This is a genomic window from Weissella sp. ESL1177 (genome assembly GCF_058107185.1).
Map to the genome: position 1 here is coordinate 1,163,842 of NZ_CM176591.1, position 24,826 is coordinate 1,188,667.

Annotated in this window: 31 protein-coding genes; 5 read left to right on the top strand and 26 right to left on the bottom strand. The window is 36.3% G+C overall.

Annotation, left to right across the window (positions count from 1 at the left end; translation table 11 throughout):
• Positions 1-22: 22 nt before the first annotated feature.
• The 5 genes from AC3B5D_RS05570 to mreD form a co-directional block, all read right to left on the bottom strand.
• The gene (locus AC3B5D_RS05570) at positions 23-1,684 is read right to left on the bottom strand and encodes a formate--tetrahydrofolate ligase (protein WP_489840992.1); all 1,662 of its coding nucleotides are present in this window, start codon (positions 1,682-1,684) and stop codon (positions 23-25) included.
• A gap of 193 nt (positions 1,685-1,877) precedes the next feature.
• Positions 1,878-2,711, bottom strand: coding sequence for an amino acid ABC transporter substrate-binding protein (locus tag AC3B5D_RS05575; protein ID WP_489840991.1), 834 nt, complete (start codon positions 2,709-2,711; stop codon positions 1,878-1,880).
• Positions 2,708-3,358 (bottom strand): amino acid ABC transporter ATP-binding protein, encoded by a 651-nt coding sequence (locus AC3B5D_RS05580; protein ID WP_489840990.1) that lies wholly within the window; start codon positions 3,356-3,358, stop codon positions 2,708-2,710. The genes AC3B5D_RS05575 and AC3B5D_RS05580 overlap by 4 nt, the downstream gene beginning before the upstream one ends.
• Before the next feature lie 11 nt (positions 3,359-3,369).
• Entirely contained in the window at positions 3,370-4,014 is a 645-nt protein-coding gene (locus AC3B5D_RS05585) for an amino acid ABC transporter permease (protein ID WP_489840989.1), read from the bottom strand.
• Between the two features lie 321 nt (positions 4,015-4,335).
• Entirely contained in the window at positions 4,336-4,956 is a 621-nt protein-coding gene (gene mreD, locus AC3B5D_RS05590) for a rod shape-determining protein MreD (RefSeq protein WP_489840988.1), read from the bottom strand.
• A 154-nt stretch (positions 4,957-5,110) separates the two neighbouring features.
• On the opposite strand from mreD, the gene AC3B5D_RS05595 reads away from it, so the two are divergent.
• On the top strand, positions 5,111-5,737 hold the full coding sequence (locus tag AC3B5D_RS05595) for a carbonic anhydrase family protein (RefSeq protein WP_489840987.1): 627 nt from the start codon (positions 5,111-5,113) through the stop codon (positions 5,735-5,737).
• 103 nt (positions 5,738-5,840) lie between these two features.
• Here AC3B5D_RS05595 and mreC read toward each other — a convergent pair whose 3' ends face one another.
• The 3 genes from mreC to AC3B5D_RS05610 form a co-directional block, all read right to left on the bottom strand.
• Positions 5,841-6,686: a rod shape-determining protein MreC gene (mreC, locus tag AC3B5D_RS05600; protein ID WP_489840986.1), complete on the bottom strand. Its 846-nt coding sequence runs from the start codon at positions 6,684-6,686 to the stop codon at positions 5,841-5,843.
• Between the two features lie 124 nt (positions 6,687-6,810).
• Entirely contained in the window at positions 6,811-7,815 is a 1,005-nt protein-coding gene (locus AC3B5D_RS05605) for a rod shape-determining protein (RefSeq protein WP_489840985.1), read from the bottom strand.
• An 89-nt stretch (positions 7,816-7,904) separates the two neighbouring features.
• Positions 7,905-8,339, bottom strand: coding sequence for a JAB domain-containing protein (locus tag AC3B5D_RS05610; RefSeq protein WP_489840984.1), 435 nt, complete (start codon positions 8,337-8,339; stop codon positions 7,905-7,907).
• 112 nt (positions 8,340-8,451) lie between these two features.
• Here AC3B5D_RS05610 and AC3B5D_RS05615 point away from each other — a divergent pair, with 112 nt between their 5' ends.
• Positions 8,452-8,796, top strand: coding sequence for a VOC family protein (locus AC3B5D_RS05615; protein WP_489840983.1), 345 nt, complete (start codon positions 8,452-8,454; stop codon positions 8,794-8,796).
• 149 nt (positions 8,797-8,945) lie between these two features.
• Here AC3B5D_RS05615 and AC3B5D_RS05620 read toward each other — a convergent pair whose 3' ends face one another.
• From AC3B5D_RS05620 to nrdH, 9 genes are all read right to left on the bottom strand, one after another.
• On the bottom strand, positions 8,946-9,782 hold the full coding sequence (locus tag AC3B5D_RS05620; protein WP_489840982.1) for a hypothetical protein: 837 nt from the start codon (positions 9,780-9,782) through the stop codon (positions 8,946-8,948).
• Between the two features lie 129 nt (positions 9,783-9,911).
• Positions 9,912-10,277 (bottom strand): CrcB family protein, encoded by a 366-nt coding sequence (locus AC3B5D_RS05625; protein ID WP_489840981.1) that lies wholly within the window; start codon positions 10,275-10,277, stop codon positions 9,912-9,914.
• On the bottom strand, positions 10,265-10,639 hold the full coding sequence (locus AC3B5D_RS05630) for a fluoride efflux transporter FluC (protein ID WP_489840980.1): 375 nt from the start codon (positions 10,637-10,639) through the stop codon (positions 10,265-10,267). The genes AC3B5D_RS05625 and AC3B5D_RS05630 overlap by 13 nt, the downstream gene beginning before the upstream one ends.
• 26 nt (positions 10,640-10,665) lie before the next feature.
• Positions 10,666-11,439: an ABC transporter ATP-binding protein gene (locus tag AC3B5D_RS05635; protein ID WP_489840979.1), complete on the bottom strand. Its 774-nt coding sequence runs from the start codon at positions 11,437-11,439 to the stop codon at positions 10,666-10,668.
• Between the two features lie 3 nt (positions 11,440-11,442).
• A complete protein-coding gene (locus AC3B5D_RS05640; protein WP_489840978.1) occupies positions 11,443-12,330 on the bottom strand; it encodes an ABC transporter permease in 888 nt (295 codons plus the stop codon).
• A gap of 7 nt (positions 12,331-12,337) precedes the next feature.
• Complete coding sequence (trpX, locus tag AC3B5D_RS05645; protein WP_489840977.1) at positions 12,338-13,324, bottom strand: tryptophan ABC transporter substrate-binding protein; 987 nt, start codon at positions 13,322-13,324, stop codon at positions 12,338-12,340.
• Positions 13,325-13,640: 316 nt separating this feature from the next.
• Entirely contained in the window at positions 13,641-14,597 is a 957-nt protein-coding gene (gene nrdF, locus AC3B5D_RS05650) for a class 1b ribonucleoside-diphosphate reductase subunit beta (protein WP_489840976.1), read from the bottom strand.
• 31 nt (positions 14,598-14,628) lie between these two features.
• A complete protein-coding gene (gene nrdE / locus AC3B5D_RS05655; protein WP_489840975.1) occupies positions 14,629-16,800 on the bottom strand; it encodes a class 1b ribonucleoside-diphosphate reductase subunit alpha in 2,172 nt (723 codons plus the stop codon).
• 84 nt (positions 16,801-16,884) lie between these two features.
• Positions 16,885-17,121, bottom strand: a complete 237-nt coding sequence (gene nrdH, locus AC3B5D_RS05660; protein WP_489840974.1) for a glutaredoxin-like protein NrdH — start codon at positions 17,119-17,121, stop codon at positions 16,885-16,887.
• A gap of 256 nt (positions 17,122-17,377) precedes the next feature.
• Between nrdH and AC3B5D_RS05665 the strand changes: the two genes are divergently transcribed.
• The 3 genes from AC3B5D_RS05665 to AC3B5D_RS05675 are packed head-to-tail and all read left to right on the top strand — an operon-like array spanning position 17,378 to position 18,798.
• Positions 17,378-17,839, top strand: a complete 462-nt coding sequence (locus AC3B5D_RS05665) for a class Ib ribonucleoside-diphosphate reductase assembly flavoprotein NrdI (RefSeq protein WP_489840973.1) — start codon at positions 17,378-17,380, stop codon at positions 17,837-17,839.
• Between the two features lie 17 nt (positions 17,840-17,856).
• Positions 17,857-18,510, top strand: a complete 654-nt coding sequence (locus AC3B5D_RS05670; protein WP_489840972.1) for a hypothetical protein — start codon at positions 17,857-17,859, stop codon at positions 18,508-18,510.
• 27 nt (positions 18,511-18,537) lie between these two features.
• Entirely contained in the window at positions 18,538-18,798 is a 261-nt protein-coding gene (locus AC3B5D_RS05675) for a hypothetical protein (protein WP_489840971.1), read from the top strand.
• Between the two features lie 102 nt (positions 18,799-18,900).
• On the opposite strand, the gene AC3B5D_RS05680 is transcribed toward AC3B5D_RS05675, so the two are convergent.
• The 9 genes from AC3B5D_RS05680 to AC3B5D_RS05720 form a co-directional block, all read right to left on the bottom strand.
• Positions 18,901-19,560, bottom strand: coding sequence for a LysM peptidoglycan-binding domain-containing protein (locus AC3B5D_RS05680; RefSeq protein ID WP_489840970.1), 660 nt, complete (start codon positions 19,558-19,560; stop codon positions 18,901-18,903).
• 503 nt (positions 19,561-20,063) lie between these two features.
• On the bottom strand, positions 20,064-20,408 hold the full coding sequence (locus AC3B5D_RS05685; protein ID WP_489840969.1) for a cysteine desulfurase: 345 nt from the start codon (positions 20,406-20,408) through the stop codon (positions 20,064-20,066).
• 25 nt (positions 20,409-20,433) lie between these two features.
• Positions 20,434-21,129: a 5'-methylthioadenosine/adenosylhomocysteine nucleosidase gene (locus AC3B5D_RS05690; RefSeq protein ID WP_489840968.1), complete on the bottom strand. Its 696-nt coding sequence runs from the start codon at positions 21,127-21,129 to the stop codon at positions 20,434-20,436.
• Positions 21,130-21,158: 29 nt separating this feature from the next.
• Positions 21,159-21,452: a hypothetical protein gene (locus tag AC3B5D_RS05695; protein ID WP_489840967.1), complete on the bottom strand. Its 294-nt coding sequence runs from the start codon at positions 21,450-21,452 to the stop codon at positions 21,159-21,161.
• A gap of 11 nt (positions 21,453-21,463) precedes the next feature.
• Complete coding sequence (locus AC3B5D_RS05700) at positions 21,464-22,027, bottom strand: NUDIX hydrolase (RefSeq protein WP_489840966.1); 564 nt, start codon at positions 22,025-22,027, stop codon at positions 21,464-21,466.
• Positions 22,028-22,043: 16 nt separating this feature from the next.
• The gene (locus tag AC3B5D_RS05705) at positions 22,044-22,253 is read right to left on the bottom strand and encodes a cold-shock protein (RefSeq protein ID WP_489840965.1); all 210 of its coding nucleotides are present in this window, start codon (positions 22,251-22,253) and stop codon (positions 22,044-22,046) included.
• A 17-nt stretch (positions 22,254-22,270) separates the two neighbouring features.
• A complete protein-coding gene (locus AC3B5D_RS05710; protein WP_489840964.1) occupies positions 22,271-22,642 on the bottom strand; it encodes a DUF3397 family protein in 372 nt (123 codons plus the stop codon).
• A 366-nt stretch (positions 22,643-23,008) separates the two neighbouring features.
• On the bottom strand, positions 23,009-24,130 hold the full coding sequence (locus AC3B5D_RS05715) for an ATP-grasp domain-containing protein (RefSeq protein ID WP_489840963.1): 1,122 nt from the start codon (positions 24,128-24,130) through the stop codon (positions 23,009-23,011).
• Positions 24,131-24,156: 26 nt separating this feature from the next.
• A complete protein-coding gene (locus AC3B5D_RS05720) occupies positions 24,157-24,825 on the bottom strand; it encodes a glycoside hydrolase family 73 protein (RefSeq protein ID WP_489841189.1) in 669 nt (222 codons plus the stop codon).
• Position 24,826: the final 1 nt, after the last annotated feature.

Here is a 24,826-nt window from a genome sequence, read left to right on the forward strand (position 1 = left end):
TGCTACATGCTATTTTTTATCCTTAATTAAGGCCGACAATTTCACCATTTTCGTCTATATCAATATCAAATGCTGCCGGATGTTTTGGCAATCCTGGCATTGTTAAAATAGAACCCGTTAATGCCACCAAAAATCCCGCACCTAATTTCGGAATAAATTCTCGAATATGGATATCAAAATTCTTAGCTACGCCGATTTGCTTAGCATCATCCGATAATGAATATTGTGTTTTAGCCATTATTATCGGTAGCTTATCCCAACCATATTTTTTAAATGTTGCTAATTGTTTCGTTGCTTTATTAGAAAGAATTACCTTTTGACCACCATAAATTTCTGTCACGATATGATTTATTTTTACCATTGCATCATCAGTTGCACTATACAATGGTTTGAAATTTTTAACTTGTTCTGTTGCCTGAACTACCCCAGCAGCTAAATCTTGTGCCCCTGTTCCACCTTGAGACCAAACATCCGCAACATATGCTGGTACATCAAAACTAGCGACATAATCCTTAATCAATGACAACTCTTCTGCTGTATCATCAGTAAATTGATTAATTGCGACGACAACAGGAACACCATAACGACCCATACTTTTTAGATGCTGTCCTAAGTTCGCTAATCCCGCTTTCAGTGCTGCTAAGTTAGGAACAGTCAATGATTTCTTATCTTCACCACCATGCATTTTTAATGCTCTAACAGTTGCCACAATAACAATTGTATCTGGTGTTTTCCCAAGTAAAGGAACCTTAAAGTCAAGAAATTTTTCGCCACCTAAATCTGCACCAAATCCAGCTTCGGTCACAACATAATCGGCTAACTTTAAAGCAGATTTCGTTGCTAAGATTGAATTTGTCCCTTGAGCAATGTTCGCAAAGGGACCACCATGGATAAAAGCTGGTGTATGTGCTAGTGTTTGTACCAGATTTGGCTTGATTGCATCTTTTAATAATGTTGTGATTGCTCCAGCAACACCTAAATCAGCAACAGTTACAGGCTCTTTATCATAAGTATAGCCAATCACAATTTTCGCAATACGCTGTTTCATATCTTTTAAATCATGTGACAGAGTTAAAATAGCCATTAATTCCGAGGCCACCGTGATATCAAAGCCATCTTCTCTTGGTATCCCTGATGTTGCTCCCCCTAAACCGATGGTGATATGACGCAATGCACGATCGTTGACGTCCAGGGCACGTTTCCACAAAATACGACGTGGGTCTAAATGCAATGGATTTCCTTGATAGAGACTATTGTCGATCAATGCTGCCAATGTGTTATGCGCACTGGTTAACGCATGAAAATCACCAGTAAAATGCATATTAATATCAGCCATTGGAACAACCTGCGAATAACCGCCTCCTGTGGCGCCACCTTTCATCCCCATAACCGGACCTAAAGATGGTTCACGTAATGCCACAATAGTGCGATGATGTTGTTGCATTAATGCATCTGCTAATCCAACGGTAACTGTTGATTTCCCTTCACCAGCTGGTGTGGGATTGATTGCTGTTACTAGGATCAATTTACCCAACTTGTTTTGCTGATGTGTTTGATTCAGGGTAACTTTTGCCTTGTCTCGTCCATAAGGTTCCCATTCATCTAACGATAGTCCTATTTGATCAGCAATTTTTTCAATTGGCCAAATATTTGCCGACTGTGCAATTTCAATATCTGTTTTCATCCCTAGCTCCCTCTATCCTGCCTACGCAACTATTTATACAACTTAGTCTAACTTTAAAAGTCAATAATCTCAATAAGTTTATCCAAGATTAAAAAAACATCGTATGAAATTGTTTAAAAAAAACCGAAGTGCCAACAATTTGGTAAAACTTCGATTTTATAAATTATTTAAATGAGGACGTACCTATATTTCATTATTTGTTATTAGTACCAAAATAGCGTTGTGAAATTTTATCAATTGTCCCATCTTTTTTCATTTCTGCCAGTGCTTGGTTAATTTTGTGCCGTAATGTCACATCACCTTTACGCATACCAACACCGTAAGAATCAATACCAAATTTCGTCGGAATAACTTTAAATGCATCAGGATCTTTTTCATGAGCAATATAATAGCCTGCATAGTCAGCATCAATCAACACGGCATTCAGGCGACCAACTTGGAGATCGTTTAAGGCTTTATCAAAAGTATCATACTGTTGTGCATCAGCACCAACAATTTTATGTAAGGTATTATTTTTCTGATTATAAGTCAACAGACCTGACGAACCTGTTTGTGCACCCAAACGCTTACCTTTTAAGTCAGCGAGCTTGTTTATTTGTTGATTTTTCGTCGTGACAATAACTTGTTGATCATGATGATAGGGGTTTGAAAAGGCAACTTTTTTCTGACGATCTGGATTGATTGTATATCCGTTCCAAATCATATCAATATGTCCTGTTTTCAATTCTGTTTCTTTCATTGACCAATCAATCGTTTGAAATTTAGCTTTCAAGCCAATTTTTTTCAAACTCGCGCGAGCCAAATCAACATCAAAACCCACTAATTTACCAGACTTATTACGAAAACCCATTGGAACAAAGGTATCATCAACACCAATAACAACCGTTTTATCAGCTGTTACTTGACGCCAGGTATCTTGGCTATGAGTTGTTCGATACCAAAAAAAGCCACCAATTAAAAGTAAAATAAGAAGAACAAGCCCATTACCGATAATCTGTCGGCGCCAATTAATTTTTGATTTAATCATAAACTCCCCCCTCTAGCAACGTCTGTTCCAAAATCAAATGTTTGATCTGCTACGGCTTGTGCGAACGGCAAGTCGTGCGTCACAATTAACTGTGTGACCCCCTGTGTTTTTAACTGTTGAATCACTTTAATAACCCGTGCTGTTGATTCAGCATCTAGTCCAGATGTTGGCTCATCATAAGCTAAAATACCTGGTTTCATTGCCAATGCTCTGGCAATCGCAACACGTTGTTTTTGACCACCCGATAGTTGAAATGGATACTGATTCATTTGTTCCTCTAAACCAAGATTTTGTAATAACTCTTCTGCGGCTAATTCAGCATCTTGCTTAGACATTTTCTTAACTAATTGTGGTGCTAATGTCACATTTTGCTTGACCGTATACTGAGGAAATAAATTAAAATCTTGAAAAATAACACCGACTTGAGCGCCTTGACGGTTTCCAGAAATATCCAACAACTCATCATTTAAAACGAGTTCGCCACGATCTGCAGGTAATAAGCCTGCTAAAATACGTAATAATGTTGTTTTCCCAATTCCAGATGGTCCAACGATCGTTAAGACTTCACCATCTTTGATTGTTAGATCCATTCCCTTAAAAATCACACGATTATCAAACGTTTTTGCCAAATTTTTAATTTCTAGCATATGCCTACCCCTTAACGATAAAAGTTCATTTTATTTTCCATACGACGTTGAATAATGGTTGCTAAAGCAATCAAAATTAAATAAACTAGACCAACTATTAGATAAGGTACTAATGTGACATCACGTGATGCTGCAATATTTCCAGCACGCATAAGATCTCCTAACCCAATAACATAAACCAACGATGAATCCTTTACCAAATTCACAACTTCATTACCAACTGATGGCATAACAATCTTAAATACTTGTGGTAAAACAATCTTACGCATGGTTTGAAACTTTGTTAATCCAAGGACTTGTGCGCCGTCATATTGGCCTTCAGGTATACTTTGAATACCACCACGAAAAATTTCAGCAAAATAAGCGGCATAATTTAAAATGAACGTCACGACAGCTGCTTCAAATCTTGGTAATGTCATAATGTTTGCAAGACTTAAACCGTAGTAAACAAACACAATTTGTAGTAACAATGGTGTCCCACGCATTATCCAGACATAGGCGTTCATTACCCATTTCAGTAAATAAATATCAGAACGTAATGCGAGTGAAACTAAAATTCCTAATGGCACCGAACCGACTAAAGTTAGTGCAAAAACACCAATCGTCATTTTTAAACCACTTAACAAACTGGGTAAAATCTGCAAAATATAGTCCATAAACACAATCTCCTTAAAAATAAAAAAGCCCTCAAGCAGCCAAATAGACTGCTTGAGGACGATGACTCGTGGTTCCACCTCAGTTTAATTAGCCATTACTGACTAATACTCTAATACCATTAAAAAATAATGGTACGCATGGATAACGTCATGACACGGGACCGATTAGGATCCGATAATCTTGGGTGTGGTTCACCTAGCGTTTTGGTTACTTTCCAGCTTCAGCGTAACTCTCTTAACAAAACAACTAAACTACTCTTCCAATCAAATCTTTAATTACTGTTTACCATAATATAGATTAAAAACAATCATAAGTCAATCTTATTTTTGCATATTTTTTTGTGACCGAGATGTTAATGTCAAACGACCATTTAAATCTCTTTGGGTCACATCATAAGATGAAATATCCGGTTTTTTAGTCGCATTATATAAAAATGACATAATTCCGTATACTAAAATTAATAAAATTAGATTAATAATAATTGTTGGAAATAAATGAAACATAATAAAATTGGGAATATTCAAGTTAACAAGACCAATAATGCCAAAAGCAGCATAATCATAAACCATGTAGGCAGTTAACGAAACAAACCATACTGCCAATGATGATGAAAAACTGTATGACAAATATTCCTGAATAACTTCAGCCAATTTCAAAATCAAAGCAAATCCAATCGTAGCTGGTCCGATAATACCTGTATAAAAAATATCCACTAATAAACCGGCAAAAAAAGCAATACTATAAAGCCACTTACGCTTAATTTGTTGTGCATGTCCAGTCATTACTGGCATCATCACAGCAATGAGTGCTAGCATTGGACTTGCTGACATTGGTTGTTTAAATAATACTGGTGCAAAATACAATGAAATGCCACCATCAAGCATAACGGCAATGATCACTAAAATAAAATGAATCCATGTCGTACTAATATATTTCAACATAATTATTTTCTCCATAAGGTGTTACAAATTTGGTAACTACATTATAGTAGCCTGATTTTAGTCAACTCGTCAACTAATTTACCATAAAAATCTCTATCATAATTGTTTATAGACTGCTACACTTAACCTAGTAAGGTTTAAAAGGAGAAGTATCATGAAAAAGTTAGATTACACATCACAAGATAAGTGGCCACGCACATCAGGTAATATGCAGTCACCAATTGCATTATCAGATGATCTCGCTGTAGTAAATGATTTTCAAACTGAATTATCATTCGATTATGATCATACAGCAAGTTATGTACGTGATACAGGTGCTGGCATTGAAGTCGGTTTAACAGGACATGCCCTCTTAGGCAATCGACCATTTACATTAAAACAGTTTCACATTCACACCCCCAGTGAACATACGATCAATGCGCAATCATTCAGTGCAGAAATCCATTTTGTGCACGAAGCGCTTGATGGACGATTAGCAGTTGTTGCTGTTCCAGTGATAATTGGGCAAGCCTCTGACTCATATCAAATTGTCTTACAACATATGAATGAATCAATTGCTTGTCAATTGCCGCTTGATGATATTATGCCTAAAGATACTGCTTATTATCATTATATTGGTTCGCTAACTACGCCGCCATTAACAGAAAACGTTGAATGGTATGTTCTCAAGAATGCTGTCACTCTATCTGAAGAACAACTATCACAGCTGAAAGTTTTCTACAAAAAAAATAATCGTGATTTGCAAGATAGAAATGATCGTACAATCATCACTTCTAATTAACTTAACATGATATTATTCACTAAGCTAAGACTCTAATATTAAAGGCCAACAATTCACCATATAAAATGGTTAAATTGTTGGCCCTTTTTAATTGTCATCTACATTATGGAATAGCGACACTAACAACTGGAATATTATTGAAGTCCGTTGCTGGTTTAATATAAATCTTCTTTGACAGTCCGTAATTATCACTACCGACCTTTTCGACCTTACCAACGTACAAGCCGGATGGTGTCACACCACCTAAGCCACTTGTTGTAACTAAATCACCCTTCTTTACTGTTACATCAGATGTAATTTGTCCCATCACAATCAAGTTTTTTGCTTGGTTAAAACTCGTAATAATGCCGTCTACCGTTTCATCTGCACTATTTTGAACTCGAATAGCAAAACGATCAGCAACTTGATCATTATCTGATAATAATTCAACCTTGGCATTAGTTGTATTTACTTGTGTAATACGTCCAATCAGTCCACCAGATCCCATGACTGATAGTCCCTTTTTCAAACCAGCATTGGTTCCTTTATCGATAATCAATTGTGTTTGCCAATTACTTGGTGATCTCGAAGTAACTACTGCATTAACAACTTTATAATCTGTCAATGTATTGCTAATCTTCAATTGATTTTTCAATGCTCTATTTTCTTGTTGTAACACTTGTAACTGCACTTTAGTTTGTGCTAAATCATCAACCTTGTCAGTTAACCGTTCATTTTCTTGATACGTATTCATCAACTTTTCAACTGAATTGTAACCACCTTGTACGGCTCGTATTGGTGCATTCACAATATTTGCAGTCCAACCTGATACATCCGAAATAACCCGAACTGGCAAAGATGGTTCTTTTTGTGAATTATGCGCACGAGCACCTAAAGTAATCGTACCAATTGCCACAATGACAATAATTACACCAATGACTAATCGACGTGATGTAAAGATATTCTTCATCTTAAACTGCCTCTCGTTTATCTTACCTTATTGTATTAAATAAGATTTATTGCTTTTTACTACCATGGATATGAAGAGACTACCCTGAAAATAACGGGGTAGTCCTCATATGATCAGTTTAAGTCTAATTATTTTTCAAAACATCTATAGACTTTAGAGCTTCACCTGTACCAATAACAACAGCATCTAATGGTTCTGGCGCTACAAAGACTGGCACTTTTGTTTCTTCAGCAATTACTTCGTCTAGATGGGCTAATTGAGCACCTCCACCAGTCAGAACAATACCACGATCAATAACATCTGCTGCAATCTCTGGCGATGTTTCTTCTAGTGTTTCTTTGATTGCAACAATCACTTCTGCAATCACATCTTTAATTGCATCAGCAACATCACTGGCTTTAATTTCAATCGTCTTCGGTAGTCCTGTTACCAAATCGCGACCACGTGCAGATGTTCCAGCCATATTTTCAGCAGCTGCAATATCTGCTGAACCAATAGCCATCTTTAAACGTTCAGCAGTTTGTTCACCAATTAAAACTGAATATTTTTGACGAACATAGGCCATAATTGCTTCATCAATTTTATCGCCTGCCATTCGAATTGAACGTGATGAAACAATCCCGCCTAATGAAATAGTGGCCACATCAGTTGTACCACCACCTAAATCAACAACCATCGATCCAGTAGGTTCCATCACTGGTAAACCTGCACCAACTGCGGCCGCAAAAGGTTCTTCAATCACATAGGCATCGCGTGCACCAGCAACACGAGCAGCATCAATCACTGCTCGTCTTTCAACAGCTGTAACACCTGAAGGAACACCAATGGTAACATATGGTTTTGCCCCACGCGTTCCTAAGGCTTTGCCTAAATAATATTTCAACATGGCCACGGTTGTTTCGTAATCCGCAATCACGCCATCACGCATTGGACGAATAGCTGTGATAGATCCCGGTGTACGTCCCAACATCTCTTTAGCAGCAGAACCAACTGCAACGACCTCATTGGTTTTTGTATTACGTGCAACAACTGAAGGTTCGCGTAGGACGATTCCCTTACCTTCAATATACACTAGTGTATTAGCTGTTCCTAAGTCTATTCCGACATTTCGAGTTCCAAATGAAAACACAGCACTTTCCCTTTTCTTTTTTTATTTTTGATAATTCTAACCATGTACTTTTTTATCAAAAAGTACCATACAATTTCTTACTAAGTTTATCACATGTTGTCGACCTTAGTCCATAAATCAATTAGTGTTTCTAGTTCAACTTTTGGTAATAAATCTTCAATTCTGTGACTCAAATAACCCCTCTTAGAAATAATCATAAAATCCAAAAAATGAAACTGCATCACACGACTACAAATAGACATTTGTGTCATTACTGCTTGATCAGCTGACGATGCTCTCAAATTACCACTTGGATGATTATGACATAAAATAAAGCCATAAGCATTGGTCGCAACTAGATGCCGAAAAACATCTCGTGGATGTACCGTTACACTATCCAGCGTTCCTAACGCAACCTGCCAAATTTCTATAATCGTCATTTGCGTTGTTACTGCTATCACCCAACAACCTTCCTGAGGCAAATGTGAATAACGTTGTATCAATAAATCACCTAATTGCCGTACAGATGTAATTTTAACAGTCATAATCTTCCTCCCACAATAAAGACAAAGAACAATCACTTTTTGTCGTCATTGTTTTATTTATTAGCGTATAATAAATAGTTGAGAAAATTTATGAAATTAATGAGGTTAAAAAATGCGAGTTAGAAAATTTCGCCCTTTAGAAATTCCAGCAAATAATGTTCCTAACACTGTTCGCTTTTACCGTGAAGTGTTTGACTTACCAACTGAATTCGGTATCAACGAATCACGTCATCTATATTTTGATCAGCATGCCATTATCTTTAATGAAGAACCAGAAGCCGAACCAATCACTGTTCAAGTTGTTGTTCGTGATCATCGGGAAGCAGTCGAAAATCATTTTATTAATTATGAAGTAAAAGAAACTAGGCCTCCCTTCGAAAGTGAAGATGGTCGCCATATCATCTTTTATTTAGATGATATTGACGGTAACCATATTGAAGTGATTGCTAACAAATAGATTTACAATTTACCATAAAAAATAACGGCGAACAATTGTCACATATCAGATGTACCCCAAAATTAACTTTTTGGGACACCTCAATACGCGCAATTATTCGCCGTTATTTTATTTATATGAGTTATCTAACGCACCAACATATCATTTAATTAGTGTTGTTCAAGATGTCTTTGCCAAGCATTTAACAGTGCTCGACCATTTTCAGACATTTCATGCATTTGTAATTGTTCAGACATATGAATGATCATCTCTGCTTCATGCCAATGATGTTTCACCATTTGATCCATTAAATCTGACCACCAAGCAAAACTCATCGCATCACGTGTTTGTTCAACCATCCATGCTGCCACTTCATGAAAAATTTCATCATGCAAAGTTTCAGCGCCTAATAACATGACCAAAAATTTTGCAGTCATTGTATTTAGAATTTCCATTGTATGATGTGACCACGATTTGGACCAGATAATGGTTAAATAATCAGCAATTTTTTCAACTGGTATATCTGTGATAACTGGTGCCAATAAAGCAATATCCATTTCTCGCCATATCGTCACTGCTTCAAACGAGTCAATCAAAATTTTCTTAGCAATTTGTGCATGTTCGTCTGGGATAATTTGCGAATGCAAAACGTCAGCTAAACTAGCAACGCGTAAATAACCTCGCGCCATTGTATTTCGAAAAAGGTGGTACCCGCGACGACTGATCGCTTTAATTTCATCAACGTCATGTTTTTGATCAGCTTTTTGTAGGGCAAGTATTAATCCCTCAACAGTATCAAACCCATTGACCAACTCCGTATTGACTTCTGTTCCAGTTAATAACAAGTGACTCATCAATGAAATAAACCCTTCAGCTGGTAAATCATTCTCATTATTTAAATACCGGTAATACCGATTACGACTGATTCCAATATTTGCTAACTCACGAACAGGAATATCATTAGCTTGACGAATGGCATTAATTCGATTGCGATCAATTAAACTCATGTGGCTATCCCCTATTATACTATCTAACATATCTCATACTATTGAGTGTACCACCTGTGCAACATCCATTCAACAAAGATTAATCACAGATGAGAAATAATTGTTGATTTTTAATGAAATGATTACCATTTAGAATAATTGACCACATTTCATTCCCAAGAATAGCACAATTAAGCCACCACCAAAAGTCAGCAATGTTTTAAGGATCAACAATCGATGCTGTCCAGAATGTTTCTGTAAAGCATCTGCAATATCAACGATTGGTGCCGAAAATGTAGATAATCCACCTAAAATACCAGGTGCTAGAAACGTATGCAGCCATTCTGGCACAAGCAATGTCAAAACAATACCCATAAAGAACGCTGCTAGTAAATTAATACAAACCACCATTAAGTCAGCTAATTGACTGAATAAACGTGGTGCCACTGAAAGTAAGCCAAAGCGAATCAATGAACCCAACATCGCACCTAAGCCAGTTAGTATTATTTCTGCCATATGAGCACCACCTTATGACCCAAATATCGACTAATAATAACTGCAATAACACCGCCAACAATACTAATCACTAAATACAAAAATGCAGACCAAAAAGTTTGATCAATCATATCTACTAAAGCTGTGGAATATGTTGTATAAGCTCCTAATATGCCGATCATAATAAAACTTGACGTTGTTTGGCTCAAACGAACCATCTGACTAAATATAATTACCAAAAAGGCCGATATAAACGTACCACTTATATTCACGATAATTGTTGCCCATGGGAAATGATTTGTATGACATATTATCATCATCATAGCTCGTAATATACCACCAATAAATCCACCACTAGCAACCGCTAAACATTCTTTCAACACACTTTTACTCATTTTACTTTGTTTATCTAGTAACGATTAAAATAATCTAATAAATCTGTTACTGTCAACCTCTCCTTCTCTTCATCACAAACATCCAATGAAATTTTACCTTCTGACATAATGATTAATCGATTACCATATTCTAATGCATCTTCAAGATGGTGTGTTATCATCAATGCCGTTAATTTTTCATCATGGATTCTTTGATTAGTCACTCGCATCAATTGTGCACTCGTTTTAGGGTCCAAAGCCGCCGTATGCTCATCAAGTAGTAAAACATCTGGTCGAAGTTGCGTCGCCATCAAAAAAGATAATGCTTGTCGTTGACCTCCAGATAAATCACCAGCGGCCATGTCTAATCTATCAGACAGTCCATTGCCCATCGTTGCCGTAATGGTTTCATAAGTCGCTTTTTTGGCCTCAGTCAAACCACGATGACGTAAGCGCCGCCGTAATCCCCGCCTTTCTGCCAATAAAAGATTTTCTGCTACAGTCATTCGTGGTGCTGTCCCAAGTTTTGGATCTTGAAACACACGTGCTAAAAAATGTGTCCGTTGTGCTTCATTCAACTTCGTCACATCATGTTCTCCTAAGTAAACATGACCACTTGTTAGCTTTAAAGAACCGGCGATAACATTAAATAATGTTGATTTACCAGCACCATTTGACCCAAGGACTGTCACAAAATCACCATCATTCAGTGTTAATGATACATCATTTAATATTTGCTTTTCATCTGGTTGACCTTGATTAACAATTACTGTCGCATGGTCTAATCGTAATTTTTTTGCCACTGTCATATATTATCCTCTTTTAAAAAATGTATGCAAATGTAATTTCGATCTCATACCTGGTAACATCAATGCAAGGCCAAGAATAACAGCACTAACTAACTTCAAGTCATCAGCATTGAAACCAACATAAAGTACAATGACTAATACGAACCGATAAAAGATTGAACCAATAATAATTGTGATTAAACGTTCGGTCAGCGTTAAGTTATCAGTAAATACAACTTCACCAATAATAATTGAGGCCAATGCAACAACAATCGTTCCAACACCCATGTTCACATCGGCAAATCCGTTGTTTTGTGCCACTAATGCGCCGCCCAATCCAATCAAACCGTTAGCAATCATTAATCCTAAAATAGTCATGTTGTCCGTATTAATGCCTAATGAACGGGCCATCATTGGATTGTCTCCTGTCACAATAAACGCTTGACCAAGTTCGGTTTTCAGAAAAATTGCTAAACAAATCGTTAAAAGAATGATGACAATCAATCCAACAATAATAACGGGGAAATTACGAGGCAAACCATTTAAGAAATCATATGAAAATAAATTATGCTTGCCTAATAATGAACGATTAGCTTGTCCCATAATACGTAAATTAATCGAATAGGCTGCCGTCATTGTCAAAATACCAGCTAATAGAATGGGAATTTTACCCTTTGTATATAACAAACCTGTTACCAAGCCCGCCAGACTACCGACCAATGTCGCTACTAGTGTTGCAAGAATTGGTGATAGACCATTTGAAATTAAGGTTACTGCTGTTGCAGCGCCTAATGGGAAGGTTCCTTCAACGGTCATGTCAGGAAAGTCTAAAATTCGAAATGATAAAAATAGCCCAAATCCTAGCGTTGCCCAAATTAAGCCTTGACCAATGGCTGATACAAAAATATCCATAATTGCCTCACTTTACAAATTTTGCATGTTGATAGACCTTAGGTAAGGCTATCCCCAATTTCTGCAATTGCGTACGATTAATCACTAAATCACCTTTTTTGATAAATCCAACGGGTATATCTTTCGGTGATTTTCCCTTTAAGATTTGAGCAACTTGCTTTCCCGTTTGAATACCCAACTTTTTTTGATTAATCGATTCTGCAGCCAAGCCACCGTCTTGAACCATGGTATCGACCGTTGGAAATACTGGTACATGGGCAGCGTTGGTACTATCTATCAAAGTTGGCATCGCCCCAGCAATCGTATTATCCGTTGGTACAAACACTGCATCAACTTGATGGTTGGCAACCATTTGCTTTGCTGTTTGATTTAAATCATTTGACGATGAAATCGTATATGCTTTAACCGTTAACCCGGCTTTTTGTGCTAGTACCATCATTTGCTTTGCTTGAATAGACGCAGAATCATCAGACGACGTATAAATAACACCTAAATTTTTCAAAGATGGTACAAAAGTTTGCATCATCTTTAATTGTGATTTTAAAGGTGCTTGATCTGATACACCTGTCACATTACTGCCGGGATGTTGATAGCTTTTTACTAATTTTGATTGAATTGGCGTTGTTGACGCAGCAAATACAACAGGCTTATCAGTAATCGTATTTGCTAATGATACAGCCGCTGGTGTGGCAATGCCAACTGAGACGTCTGCATGTGCATTCTGAAATTTTGAAGCCATCGTCTTTAAATTGGACTGATCTCCTTGTGCATTTTCGAATAAAATTTTGACATTTTTACCTTTATGAAAACCCTCACTCGCTAATCCTTCATAAATACCTTTATTAATTGCATCTAATGCAGGATGTTTCATAAATTGCAAAACAGCTACTGTCGGTATCGCTTTTTTATTATTCGTTTGAATAGAGTCATAGATTCCTGCAAACAATGTAAATGCGGCTAAGACACCAATGGTACTTAATATTTTTTTGTTCATTTGTTCTCCCAATTTGAATAAGACATAACGCTAATAAAAAACACGAGCAGATACGACAGTACCTTCTCGTGTTTCTCATGAAAAGGCCTGCACGATAAGCCGTGTAACCCTCTCCATTTTCTGGAAATTTAGTCAGCACAGACTCAATACATCTGCTCCCTAAGGAACCACGTACCGAATCTATGAAAAATCATAGTCGTACGCGTTATCTGCGCCACCAACCATTAAATTTTGAATCAAAATTTATCATAACTAACTTCCACCTTGTTTATTAATAGCATAATGATAGCACTTTAAAATTCATTATGCAATATACTTAGTCAATATAATAATCAGTATCTGCCATTGCTTCAACCTGCCCCAGTCGATAACCATTACCAACTTGTGAAAAGAAGTCATGATTTGAAGTTGTTGTCGAAATACCATTCATAACAATTGGATTAACATCTTCAGCACCATCAGGGAATAATGGGTCTTGACCTAAGTTCATTAACGCTTTATTTGCATTGTAACGTAAAAATGTTAGAACAGATTCAGTCCAACCGATTTCGTCATACAATAACTTCGTATAATTTTCTTCATTACTATATAAATCTAATAACAAATCGTATAACCATGTTTTTAATTCATTCTGTTCGTCTTCACTTAATTCATTGAAACCTAATTGAAATTTATAACCAATATAAGTACCATGAACAGATTCATCACGTAAAATGAGTTTAATAATTTCAGCGACATTATTAAGTTTGTTATGTCCTAAATACCACAATGGTGTGTAAAAGCCAGAATAAAACAAAAACGTCTCTAAAAATACTGAAGCGACTTTACGTTGTAACTGACTACCTGTTTGATAAATTTGATTAATCCTGTTTGCTTTATATTGTAAGAATTCGTTGCTATTCGTCCAATCAAAGATCTCATCTATTTCTGCTGGTGTATGTAACGTTTCAAAAATAGATGAATAAGATTTGGCATGCACAGATTCCATGAATTCAATATTATTCAATACTGCCAATTCGTGTTGCGTCCTCGTTGATTGTTTCAACGATGCCATACCATCCTGTGACTGTAAAGTATCTAACAACGTTAGTCCGCCAAAAACGTGCCCAACTAAATAATGTTCCTGTTCTGACATTTTACGCCAATCATCCAAATCATTTGACAACGGAATTCTCGTATCTAGCCAGAATTGTTCAGTCAACTTTTCCCAAGTTGCTTTATCAACATTATCTTCAATTGCATTCCAATTAATTGCTTCGTATGATGTATTCATTTATTCACCTATTCCTCATGTATGCAATTATTTAAATTGAACAACTCTCACATTCGTTGACACCAAATTCTTCCATATCATCCGTATATGTACGTATGTAATAGATTGATTTGATGCCTTTACGATGCGCATATAATCTCAGAATATTTAAATCACGAGTCGTCATTTTTTCAGTATGATTGTCTTTCCAATCATATAATCCTGCTGGAATCGTTGAACGCATGAACAAAGTCAGCGCCATTCCCTGGTCAATATGCTGTTGTGCGGTTGCATACACATCAATTACTCGCCGCATATCCATATTATAAGCAGATTCATAATACGGTAACGTATCCGTTCCTAAGTATGGTGCTGGGTAATAAATTTTACCAATCTTCTTCTCTTGTCGTTCTTCAACGCGATTAATAATTGGGTGCAGTGAGGCTGTTGCATCATTAACGTAAGAAATTGATCCAGTAGGTGCAATTGCTAAGCGATAAGCGTTGTACAAACCGTATTTCTTAACAGATGCTGCCAAAGCTCGCCAATCTGCCTGTGATGGAAAATGATGTTGTGAGAAAATCTCTTGGACTTTTTCTGTTTTTGGTGACCAATCTGATTGAATATATTTCTCAAAATAAGAACCATTTGCATAATCAGATTTTTCAAATTCATAAAATGGTGTCTGTCGTTCTTTCGCAATTTTATTAGAAGCTACTAAACTGTAATAATTCAACATCAAGAAATAGGCATTTGTAAAATCAAGTGCTTCTTCATCTCCATAATACATATGATTTTTAGCAAAAAAAGCGTGTAACCCCATCGCTCCTAAACCAATTGCATGGGTTTGACGATTACCCTGGCGAACAGAAGGAACAATGTCCAAATCCGTTTGATCAGAAACAAACGTTAAGGCACGAACCATTGCCTCAATGGATTTACCAAAATCTTTGGTTGCCATCATATTAACAATGTTCGTTGACCCCAAATTACAAGAAACATCTGTTCCTAGTTGATCGTATGTTTGTTCATTGTTGATAACAGATGCCTTTTGCACCTGTAGAATTTCAGAACACAAATTAGATGAAATAATCTTACCGGCTACCGGATTCGCTGCATTAACCGTATCAATATTAATAATATAAGGATAACCAGACTCTTGTTGTAGTTTAGAAATTTCAGTTTCTAATTCACGTGCACGGATTTTCTTTTTTCTAATCTGCTTATTTGCAACCATCGCATCATATTCGGCAGTTATGTCAACATAATTAAAAGGTTTACCATATACGCGTTCAACATCATATGGCGAAAATAAGAACATATCTGAATTATTTCTGATTAACTCATAAAACTTATCAGGTACTGTCAATCCAAGTGATAACGTTTTAACACGAATCTTCTCATCAGCGTTTTCTTTCTTTGTTGCCAAAAAGTTCATAACATCTGGATGGAAAACGGACAAGTAAGCAACACCCGCACCATTTCGTTGTCCCATCTGATTTGAATATGAAAATGAATCTTCCAATAATTTCATAACTGGCACAACACCGGAAGCAGCGTTAGCAATACCTTTGATTGGCGCTCCTGCTTCACGTAGATTTGATAAAACAATGCCGACACCACCACCAATTTTTGACAATTGCAGTGCTGAATTAATCACACGACCAATGGCATTCATATCATCCGTGGCTTGTAAAATAAAACATGACACAAGTTCTCCACGACGAGCACGGCCAGCATTTAGAAATGAAGGTGTTGCTGGTTGATAGCGTTGATGAATCATTTCGTCCGCTAAATCCATAGCTAACGTTTGATTGCCATTAGCATAAAACAAAACATTCATCACAATACGATCATTATAATTTTCAATATAATAATCACCTTCGTTTGTTTTTAATGCATATTGTGCATAAAATTTATAAGCAGCCATAAATGATTTAAAATGAAAGTGCTGAGATGCCAAATAATCATACAATTTTTTAATAAAGGACATCGAATATTTATTGATCATTTTTTGATCAACGTAATCATGCTTGATTAAATAATCAAAACGATCTTCAAGACTATCAAATTTTAATGTATTCGGTTCAACATTTTCTTTAATAAATGCTTGCAATGCTTCTGCGTCTTTTTGTAATTGAATACTGTTATCTTTTGGAATGTTTAATTGGTTATTTAAATCAAAATAAGTAACCTTATCCAAGTCCAGCGTTGCTAATGACATATAACTCCCCCATGTACCTAGTGTAAAGCGGAATCCCTTTGGTTGCACCGACACATAGGTATCTTAATATTTTAAGTGTAAAATTTACATTGCCTTGCTTAGCTTAGCAAGTAAATCTGGTCGGAATCCCTTAACCGGCTCCATATCTTCTGAAAAGACAACGGGTACCGATTGATAACCCCTTTCTTTCAAAAAGTGCAATGCTTCCTCATCGTTTTCAACATTTTTTTCTGAATAACTAATACCATATTGTGTCAATGTTTTCTTAGTCATCAAACATTGGATACAATTATTTTTCGTATATACTGTAACGTTCTGCATAATCTCACCTAAACTTTCTTTTTTAAAACCTAACGCTTTGTTAATATGAACTGAGTATAAACTACTCAACTAACAATTTGCAAGTCATTAAATTACTAAAAAAAAGGCTTGACACGGGGTTTGTAGCTCCACATAAGCCTTTGACGGAATTATTACAAAAAGATTAAATAATAACTTTCCGTTACATCGTTCATTGCTAATTATTGAAATGTTTTTTAGACTTAGTATTATGATAAAAAGTTTGGAGGAAAACCCTATGCCGATTCATCTGTTATACATTTCAATTTCAGGAAATACACGTTCATTCATAGAAAAATTAGTCACATATGCTGAAAAACAAGGTAATTCGTCCTTTGTCCCAGTTGAAGTCTCTGATGCGACACCTGATATTATTGCAACAGAACCCTTCTTTGCATTTGTGCCAACTTATTTAGATGGTGGCAATGGTATTGATAATGGCGTTTTTGAAATTTTAACTGATGCTTTACGTGAACAACTTGAATTACCAGAAAATCAGCACCATTTATTAGGTATTATTGGTTCAGGTAATAAAAATTTTAATGCACAATATATTTTAACTGCTCGTCGTTATGCTATCCAATTTCATGCCCCATTGATTGCCAATTATGAACTACGTGGCACAGCATCTGATATAAAACGCATTTATAACACCTTGCAACAACGTCTAACAGAATTTCAGAAAGCAAAAACAATATAGTCAAGAGATAACATATCATGGTAATAGCTCATCCAAAATCACATAAAACTTCACTGACTAAAGAACGACGTCAAGAAACTTGGCAACAATTAACACCCGCACAACAGGCGGTTATCAAACAACATATCCGTTACCAACAAACGTCATTATTTATGAATTATGAATTAATTGGACACGGGCGTCACTGGTCATTATCTGGTTACCAGGAAAATCTAAATTATCATATGAAAAATGCACCTCAATTATACTGTGATTGTGGTCGTCGCTTAAAATATCAATATATTTTAATGAATGATTTAGGTGAAACAATTAAGTTGGGCATTACTCACTTTGCCGATCACCTTGGTATTTCGGAAAGTGTTGCTCGTCAACTACAATCAGCAATCCATCAATTAGACTTTGGCTTAGATGAATTGCTACAAAGAATTCGTCGTCATGCTGGCTTAAATGATGATATGCGTCGATGGTTCATTGATCACCAAAACGAATTTCAGGATTTGCCACCACAAACTGTGGCATTTATTACTCATCATTTACCACCAGAAAAAGATATCCAACAAACAATCATTCGTGCATACAAAAAAGCCACTTACGTCAAACAACCTCGTATCCAGCGAAAAAAGCCCAAACTTAATAAACAAGCCTGGCAGGAAATTTTTCGAGATATTTAAAAACAATCGTTAGTTAAGGAGAGCCCAATGATTAAAATCTATACTGCACCAACAAGCAAACCGAAATATGCCTTATTAATTGATGATGAGCGTGGCCTTGTTTCTCAAGTATATCTTATACAAGCGCCCATTTTATCTACTGAAATATCACAAATAAAATTTTCAAATATGCTTGATTTGCATACAAAACAAACACAACTGCTCGCAAACGAAAATTACTGGTTATGGCCCATTGATGAAAATACAAATCAATTTCCACCAATGGCAAAGCAGCACCAGAAAATTTAATACAGCATACAAAAAAGCTATACTGACCTAACGCTGATATCAACGTTTGTTAGTATAGCTTTTAATAATGCGTCACGTAAAAATTATCTACGACAACGTATTTTACCACCAACCGTTAGCAGCACGGAAAGAAATGGCATTTTCAACAGAACCATAACGTGAAACTGCATAACTTAACATACCTTGTGTTTGTGTTGCCACTGATCCGTAACCCCATGATTGATTAGTTTGGCCTAATCCATGATATTGACCGTTTGAAGCATTAGCATTTCCACCTGACTCAGGCATAACCACTGAGTTCCACAAGGCAGCAGTACCACCAGCAGCAATAAATTGGTCATATGTCGAACCAGAAGCTGAACTAGTTGACGTCGTTGTTGTTTGTGTTGTTGCAGCGCTTGATACAGCTGCAGTAGTTTGCGTTGTTGCAGCACTTGACACTGGTGTTACCGTCGTTGCTTGACTTGCAACTGGTGCAACATAGGCCGTTGTTGTTTGTGTTGTTGCAGCACTTGATGCTGGTGTGTTTTGGGCTGAAGTTGCTTGATCATCCAATTCAAATTGTTCGCCGACAAAAATCAAATTAGCATTTGAAATTTTGTTAGCATTTAAAATGCGATCAACTGTGGTGTTATGATCTGCGGCGATTGATGATAGAGTGTCTCCTGATTTAACAGTGTATGTATCAGCTGATACATCAGTGGCCATTGCAGCAGTTGCAATACCAGCAACAGTTAATGCAGTAAGTACTTTCTTATTCATGTAAATAAATCTCCTTGATGTTTGCCTTATTGGCATATACTCTCATTCAATCCTCTGCAACACAGGCATATCTCTGTGTTGGGAATCGAACTCTTAACGACAAATATTAGTTTACCAAGTTCAGCATTTAATTCGTTACAATGCTGCGACACTGCGTTACATCTGTATCACAAACTCACTTTTTATCAGAAATTTAATTGTAACATCTTCTTATTTCCCCTGATTGATGCCTGTTCTGTTACCTTTCTTAAAATAATAATTAACTGGTTAATGAATAATAACTTTTTCTTTAAAAGGCAACTTTTTTTTAAAATTCGCCTTTTTTATTAAAAATTTCTTTATTATTTACGATAATATGACAGTAGTAAAGTTAACTTTATTTAAACATTTTTACTTTTAACAATAAAAAACAGCTTGTTACACTGAAGTACCCCATAGTTGTTAGTCAAACAATCTAACAATTATGGGGTATTTTCATCTGTATCAACCTGTTTCTATTTAATTTATTTCAATTTACTAATGATTTCTCGATTGACTAATTCGTCTAAATAAAAACGATATAAGGTCACAAGTTCGTCATTGTTATCATGCTTAAAAATATTAATCGTCGCATTGCCACTCGGATTAATAGTCTTTATCTTGATACCTGACAATTGCTTATTAACAACAACTTTCAGTTTAATAGCGTCATCAAGTCCTTTGTCTGGTTCCAATGAACGTTTCATGACATATGCCCCAGCATTATTTTTAACAAAACCGGTATCACCTAAAGCATATTGTTTTAATTCTGAATTAAACTGATAAACAACATTATCGCCAACTACTTTTACAGTCGTTTCAAATGCCACTATTTTTCTCCTTTCTACCTAACCATTAAACTTGTGCATTAAAGAAATTAATTAGCACTTGCGCAGATTGTTTACCTGCTTCAATAATAAATTCATCAAAAGTCACACCCGCTTCACCATTGGCGTTATCCGATATTGCTCTAACAACTGCAAAAGGAATATCAAAATAACTTGCAACTTGCGCAATGGCAGCACCTTCCATTTCAGCAGACTGAGCCTCTTTAAAGTGGCTCAAAATAACTTGCTTTTGCTCATCACTAGCAATAAATGAGTCACTCGTGACGATTAGGCCAGTTACCAAATGCGCCGCTGTCACTGTTTCATAAGCTTTTGCTAGTTCTCTGGATAGTTCAACACTCGTTTTAAAACGAGCTGGTTGTTGTGGTACCTGACCATATTCGTAACCAAACGCACGTGCATCTGCATCTGCATAAGCTAGTTCATTTGCGATGACAACATCACCGATTCGTAAATCTTTGCCTAATGCACCAGCAGAGCCTGAATTAATAACCGCATCAACACCAAAATTTGTAATCAATAAGGTCGTTGTTAAAGCTGAGGCAACTTTGCCGATTCCCGACTCAACAACGACAACATCTACCTGTCCAATTTTGCCATGATGAAATAACTTACCCGCAATCGTTGTTTTCTTTTCATCGACCATTGCAGCTACTAAAGCTGCTTTTTCTTCTGCCATTGCATTTATAACGCCATATCTCATTTTATATATACTCCTTAATTAAAAATTTACTATAAAAAGAATAGCACGAGATAAGTCAACACGATTAGCATAACTAACCCAAAAATGAATAAATTTAACCGATGTTCTAGTCGCGTTGTCTTACCATTCTGAGTTAATTTCCGTGTTTGAGGATCTAATTCATATCGACCATGTCGTGTTAGCCGATGTTCTTCACGTGTGAGCAATTCTGGTTCACTATTGGTTGGCGTAACTACTTGGCTACTCTGCTCCTCAGTTGGATCAATAACTTGTTTTGATCGCCGTTGTCGATTGCTTTGCCGTGATTTTCTTTTAAATACCATTTTTTTACCTATCACTGTAGAGTACGCCAGTAAAGATATGCCATATTTGTTTTAGCATCTTCTAATTGACCACTCTCAAATAGTGCCGTTGCTTCTTGATAACTAACATATATTAGCCGAATTTGTTCGTCATCATCTTGTGGTAATTTGTTATCAACTGGCGCTAAATCAGTTGCTAAATACAAAGTCATATATTCATTTGAAAAGCCCACAGATGAGTAAAAACTCGTAATCTTACTAACTGTGCCAGCTTGCAATCTTGTTTCTTCATTTAATTCACGATTAACTGCATCTATTGGTTGTTGATCACGATCATCTATTTTACCAGCTGGCACCTCCAAAGTTATTTTTTTAACAGGGGCACGCCATTGCTGTTCTAAAATCATTTTATGATCAGTCGTCAATGCAAGAATTGCAATCGCATCTGCATGATAGACAATATCTCGTTTTGATTGCCGACCATCTGGTAGTGCAACAATTTGCTCAGTTGCTCGAATAATATGCCCATGATATTGTTCGGTCTCACTTAAAACTGTTTCTTTAAATTTTTCGGTATCTGTTGATAAATCTATCATGACGTCCCTCCAATTTTTAATCTAATACCTCAACTGCTGCAGCCTGTGGTCCGCGAACACCCTGTACGACCACCAGTTTTACTTCTTGACCAACAATTAAATCGCGAACACGTGGTGTTTGAATAGCCGAAAAATGAACAAAAACATCGTCTTCATCTTTTAATTCAATAAAACCAAATCCCTTATCAGCTTGCCAAGTTTTAACATAACCACTAATTTTTTCCATGAATTTACTCCTTATTATCAAGCACGAGTCATAAAATAGGCATAGATGACAATGCCAACTAAAAACACATAACTAGCGAGTGTACTAATTCGCCACCAAATTAACCAAAAACGGCGAGTCACAAAGTTTTCTCGCACAAACCCTTGATACAAGGCTAGGGCAATACCCCAAACAACAAACATTAATAATAATGGTGTTAGCATGGTGACATGCCATATTTCAAATGTTGTTGCAGCAATACTCCACCAAGCAACAAAAACTGCAATGTCCGTTACTTTTAAGCTTTTAGGCCAACGATCTTTTAAGAAAACTTGTTTAATGATCCAGAGTATAATAAGTACAATCAACGCGATAAACACGGTTACTGGCCAATTAAATAATGTCAGCATGCCTGCCTCCTTTAATTCATCAATCTATTTATTATACCTTTATTTAATCACTCTGTGGTACGTTATCCAATTTTTTTGATACAATAGACTAAATGGAAAATCAGAGGTATTAGAATGCAAAAAAATAAAAAAAAGTCAACCATGCAAAAAGTAATTCAAGGATTTGTGATCTTTATGCTCATTCTATCATTTGCCAGTGTTTTTATTACTTTATTGCAAATCTCTTTTTAATCGCCAAGAACCATAAAAAGGACATCAGTGTCATGCGAGGTGTTCCCTAAAAGTTAAAGTGAAAATTTAACTTTCGGAGAACGTCTCATGACTAATGTCCTTTTTAATATGCAAAAGATTATACAATCAATGTTACTATTCGTTAAGCTGCCAAACACCAGCAACATGTAATTGATTTAATAACTGCTCAGAACTTGCACCAACAGCCAATACATGCCCTGTCTGTGGTAGCAGCGTTGGTGCTTGATATGCTGCAATTTGCCAATAAGGTTGAATTTGCCAGTGCCTGTATAACCGAGCCTCCTCTTGTTTCGTAACAGGTAAGTAAACAGCTGACTGTTCAAAAACAACTTCAGGTAACTTTTGACCAGTAATTGCCCGTAAATGTTGTCCTGTGACACTAATATTGGCCACAGCGTCATATAATACCGTTGTCTTAGATAAACCAGGGATAACGTTTCTTAGGTACAACGTGCCATTCCCAGTCAATAGAAAGGTAACGTCATAAGCACCAACATAATTTAAGGCTTCTCCTAACTTCCTTGTAACCTTAGTAATTTCTTGGACGATCTCATCTGACACATTACCAGTAATCCAAGCACTTGTTAGTCCTGTTTTTAACGGTGCCACTTTTCTTAAAGGATATAGCATCGTTTCATCATGCATCCCTCTTACAGCAGTCATCACAAATGATTGCGTATTTTCAAGCCAAGGTTCAACTAATAACGTACTGCCATCAATCAAAGGTGCGACTAAGCCTAAGTCCCAGTCACCTCGCAAAATGACTTGATCATCGATATGTTTGTGTTTAAAAACTGGTTTAACAATGATGGGGTAACCTAATTCTGTCCCTGCTTGAGCAATTTCATCTAACGAACTGCCAGTCACATATGGCAAAATATTCAAAGATTCATTTTCATAAAATGCCTTTGCAACAGCATGATCGTCTGTTATATCTAATATCGACGTGCCTTGCGGAATAATTTGATTAGCCAGTTCATCTGTAATCTGCGTTGGCAACCAAGCCGAAGTATAGGTAATCATATCCGACAATGCCGCAAAGCTTTCTATTTCATCATTATTATCTGCTTTACCAATAAAGCGATAATCCGCATCCTTAAAAACAACTGCGTCAGCATGGCTGCTAAAGGCAGCAACCTGATACCCCATATTATGTGCCGCTTGTGCTAAATAGCGACTGGTAATACCTTCACCAATAATACCAATTGTTGCACCTGGTAAAATTTCATTATTCATTTTATCTCACCCTTTTTAATCCGTCTCTATTTATTATCATACTGATTCAAATGATAAGTTTCAATCATCTGAATTATTTTTTCAGCATAAACTGGATCCGTTGCATAACCACCCGTTACTAACGCATTAGCCGCGGTTTTATAATCGGTTGCTTGAATAACTGCTGCATACCGTTGTGGATTATCACTCGTTCCACTTGCTAATAATTTTGCATGTGCCGCCATTGATTCTTGCCAACTATCATATACTCGAAATGACGTATTAACAGTTACCCATTGATTATTTTCAAATTCTTTTGTAGCTAATGTGACACTTGGTTGATCAGCTGTGGCTTTGACTCCAAAAAAATTATTATATTTAGCAGATAATTCTGATTGACCCCAATTAGATTCTAAAGCAGCTTGAGCAATACTAATGGATGGTAAAACACCGTATTGCTTTTGAAGTTGTTGCGCTTCAGGAGCAATTTTTTTTATAAATAATTCATGTGATACCGGCACTTTCGACACCTCACTAGTTGGTTTTTCCTTTTTTTCTTGTTGAAAATGTAAATCTGTTTGCCAAAAGCCAAATCCCAACACAATGATCACACAAACTAACAAACGGCCTCTGTTTAGTTGCCCCTTTTCAACAAAAAAAGATTGTATAATATTTTTTCTCTTCTTTTTTGTCCGTCGTTTCTTTGGTCTAGCCAGA

Coding starts and splice junctions, on each gene's coding strand:
- AC3B5D_RS05575 (WP_489840991.1), bottom strand. CDS start 2,711: ATGATTAAATCAAAAATTAATTGGCGCCGACAGATTATCGGTAATGGG.
- AC3B5D_RS05665 (WP_489840973.1), top strand. CDS start 17,378: ATGCCGATTCATCTGTTATACATTTCAATTTCAGGAAATACACGTTCA.
- AC3B5D_RS05595 (WP_489840987.1), top strand. CDS start 5,111: ATGAAAAAGTTAGATTACACATCACAAGATAAGTGGCCACGCACATCA.
- AC3B5D_RS05570 (WP_489840992.1), bottom strand. CDS start 1,684: ATGAAAACAGATATTGAAATTGCACAGTCGGCAAATATTTGGCCAATT.
- AC3B5D_RS05695 (WP_489840967.1), bottom strand. CDS start 21,452: ATGGTATTTAAAAGAAAATCACGGCAAAGCAATCGACAACGGCGATCA.
- AC3B5D_RS05640 (WP_489840978.1), bottom strand. CDS start 12,330: ATGGATATTTTTGTATCAGCCATTGGTCAAGGCTTAATTTGGGCAACG.
- AC3B5D_RS05625 (WP_489840981.1), bottom strand. CDS start 10,277: ATGGCAGAAATAATACTAACTGGCTTAGGTGCGATGTTGGGTTCATTG.
- AC3B5D_RS05675 (WP_489840971.1), top strand. CDS start 18,538: ATGATTAAAATCTATACTGCACCAACAAGCAAACCGAAATATGCCTTA.
- nrdH (WP_489840974.1), bottom strand. CDS start 17,121: ATGCAGAACGTTACAGTATATACGAAAAATAATTGTATCCAATGTTTG.
- AC3B5D_RS05615 (WP_489840983.1), top strand. CDS start 8,452: ATGCGAGTTAGAAAATTTCGCCCTTTAGAAATTCCAGCAAATAATGTT.
- nrdF (WP_489840976.1), bottom strand. CDS start 14,597: ATGAATACATCATACGAAGCAATTAATTGGAATGCAATTGAAGATAAT.
- AC3B5D_RS05635 (WP_489840979.1), bottom strand. CDS start 11,439: ATGACAGTGGCAAAAAAATTACGATTAGACCATGCGACAGTAATTGTT.
- trpX (WP_489840977.1), bottom strand. CDS start 13,324: ATGAACAAAAAAATATTAAGTACCATTGGTGTCTTAGCCGCATTTACA.
- AC3B5D_RS05715 (WP_489840963.1), bottom strand. CDS start 24,130: ATGAATAATGAAATTTTACCAGGTGCAACAATTGGTATTATTGGTGAA.
- mreC (WP_489840986.1), bottom strand. CDS start 6,686: ATGAAGAATATCTTTACATCACGTCGATTAGTCATTGGTGTAATTATT.
- mreD (WP_489840988.1), bottom strand. CDS start 4,956: ATGTTGAAATATATTAGTACGACATGGATTCATTTTATTTTAGTGATC.
- AC3B5D_RS05670 (WP_489840972.1), top strand. CDS start 17,857: ATGGTAATAGCTCATCCAAAATCACATAAAACTTCACTGACTAAAGAA.
- AC3B5D_RS05690 (WP_489840968.1), bottom strand. CDS start 21,129: ATGAGATATGGCGTTATAAATGCAATGGCAGAAGAAAAAGCAGCTTTA.
- AC3B5D_RS05610 (WP_489840984.1), bottom strand. CDS start 8,339: ATGACTGTTAAAATTACATCTGTACGGCAATTAGGTGATTTATTGATA.
- AC3B5D_RS05680 (WP_489840970.1), bottom strand. CDS start 19,560: ATGAATAAGAAAGTACTTACTGCATTAACTGTTGCTGGTATTGCAACT.
- AC3B5D_RS05700 (WP_489840966.1), bottom strand. CDS start 22,027: ATGATAGATTTATCAACAGATACCGAAAAATTTAAAGAAACAGTTTTA.
- AC3B5D_RS05710 (WP_489840964.1), bottom strand. CDS start 22,642: ATGCTGACATTATTTAATTGGCCAGTAACCGTGTTTATCGCGTTGATT.
- AC3B5D_RS05585 (WP_489840989.1), bottom strand. CDS start 4,014: ATGGACTATATTTTGCAGATTTTACCCAGTTTGTTAAGTGGTTTAAAA.
- AC3B5D_RS05620 (WP_489840982.1), bottom strand. CDS start 9,782: ATGAGTTTAATTGATCGCAATCGAATTAATGCCATTCGTCAAGCTAAT.
- AC3B5D_RS05705 (WP_489840965.1), bottom strand. CDS start 22,253: ATGGAAAAAATTAGTGGTTATGTTAAAACTTGGCAAGCTGATAAGGGA.
- nrdE (WP_489840975.1), bottom strand. CDS start 16,800: ATGTCATTAGCAACGCTGGACTTGGATAAGGTTACTTATTTTGATTTA.
- AC3B5D_RS05580 (WP_489840990.1), bottom strand. CDS start 3,358: ATGCTAGAAATTAAAAATTTGGCAAAAACGTTTGATAATCGTGTGATT.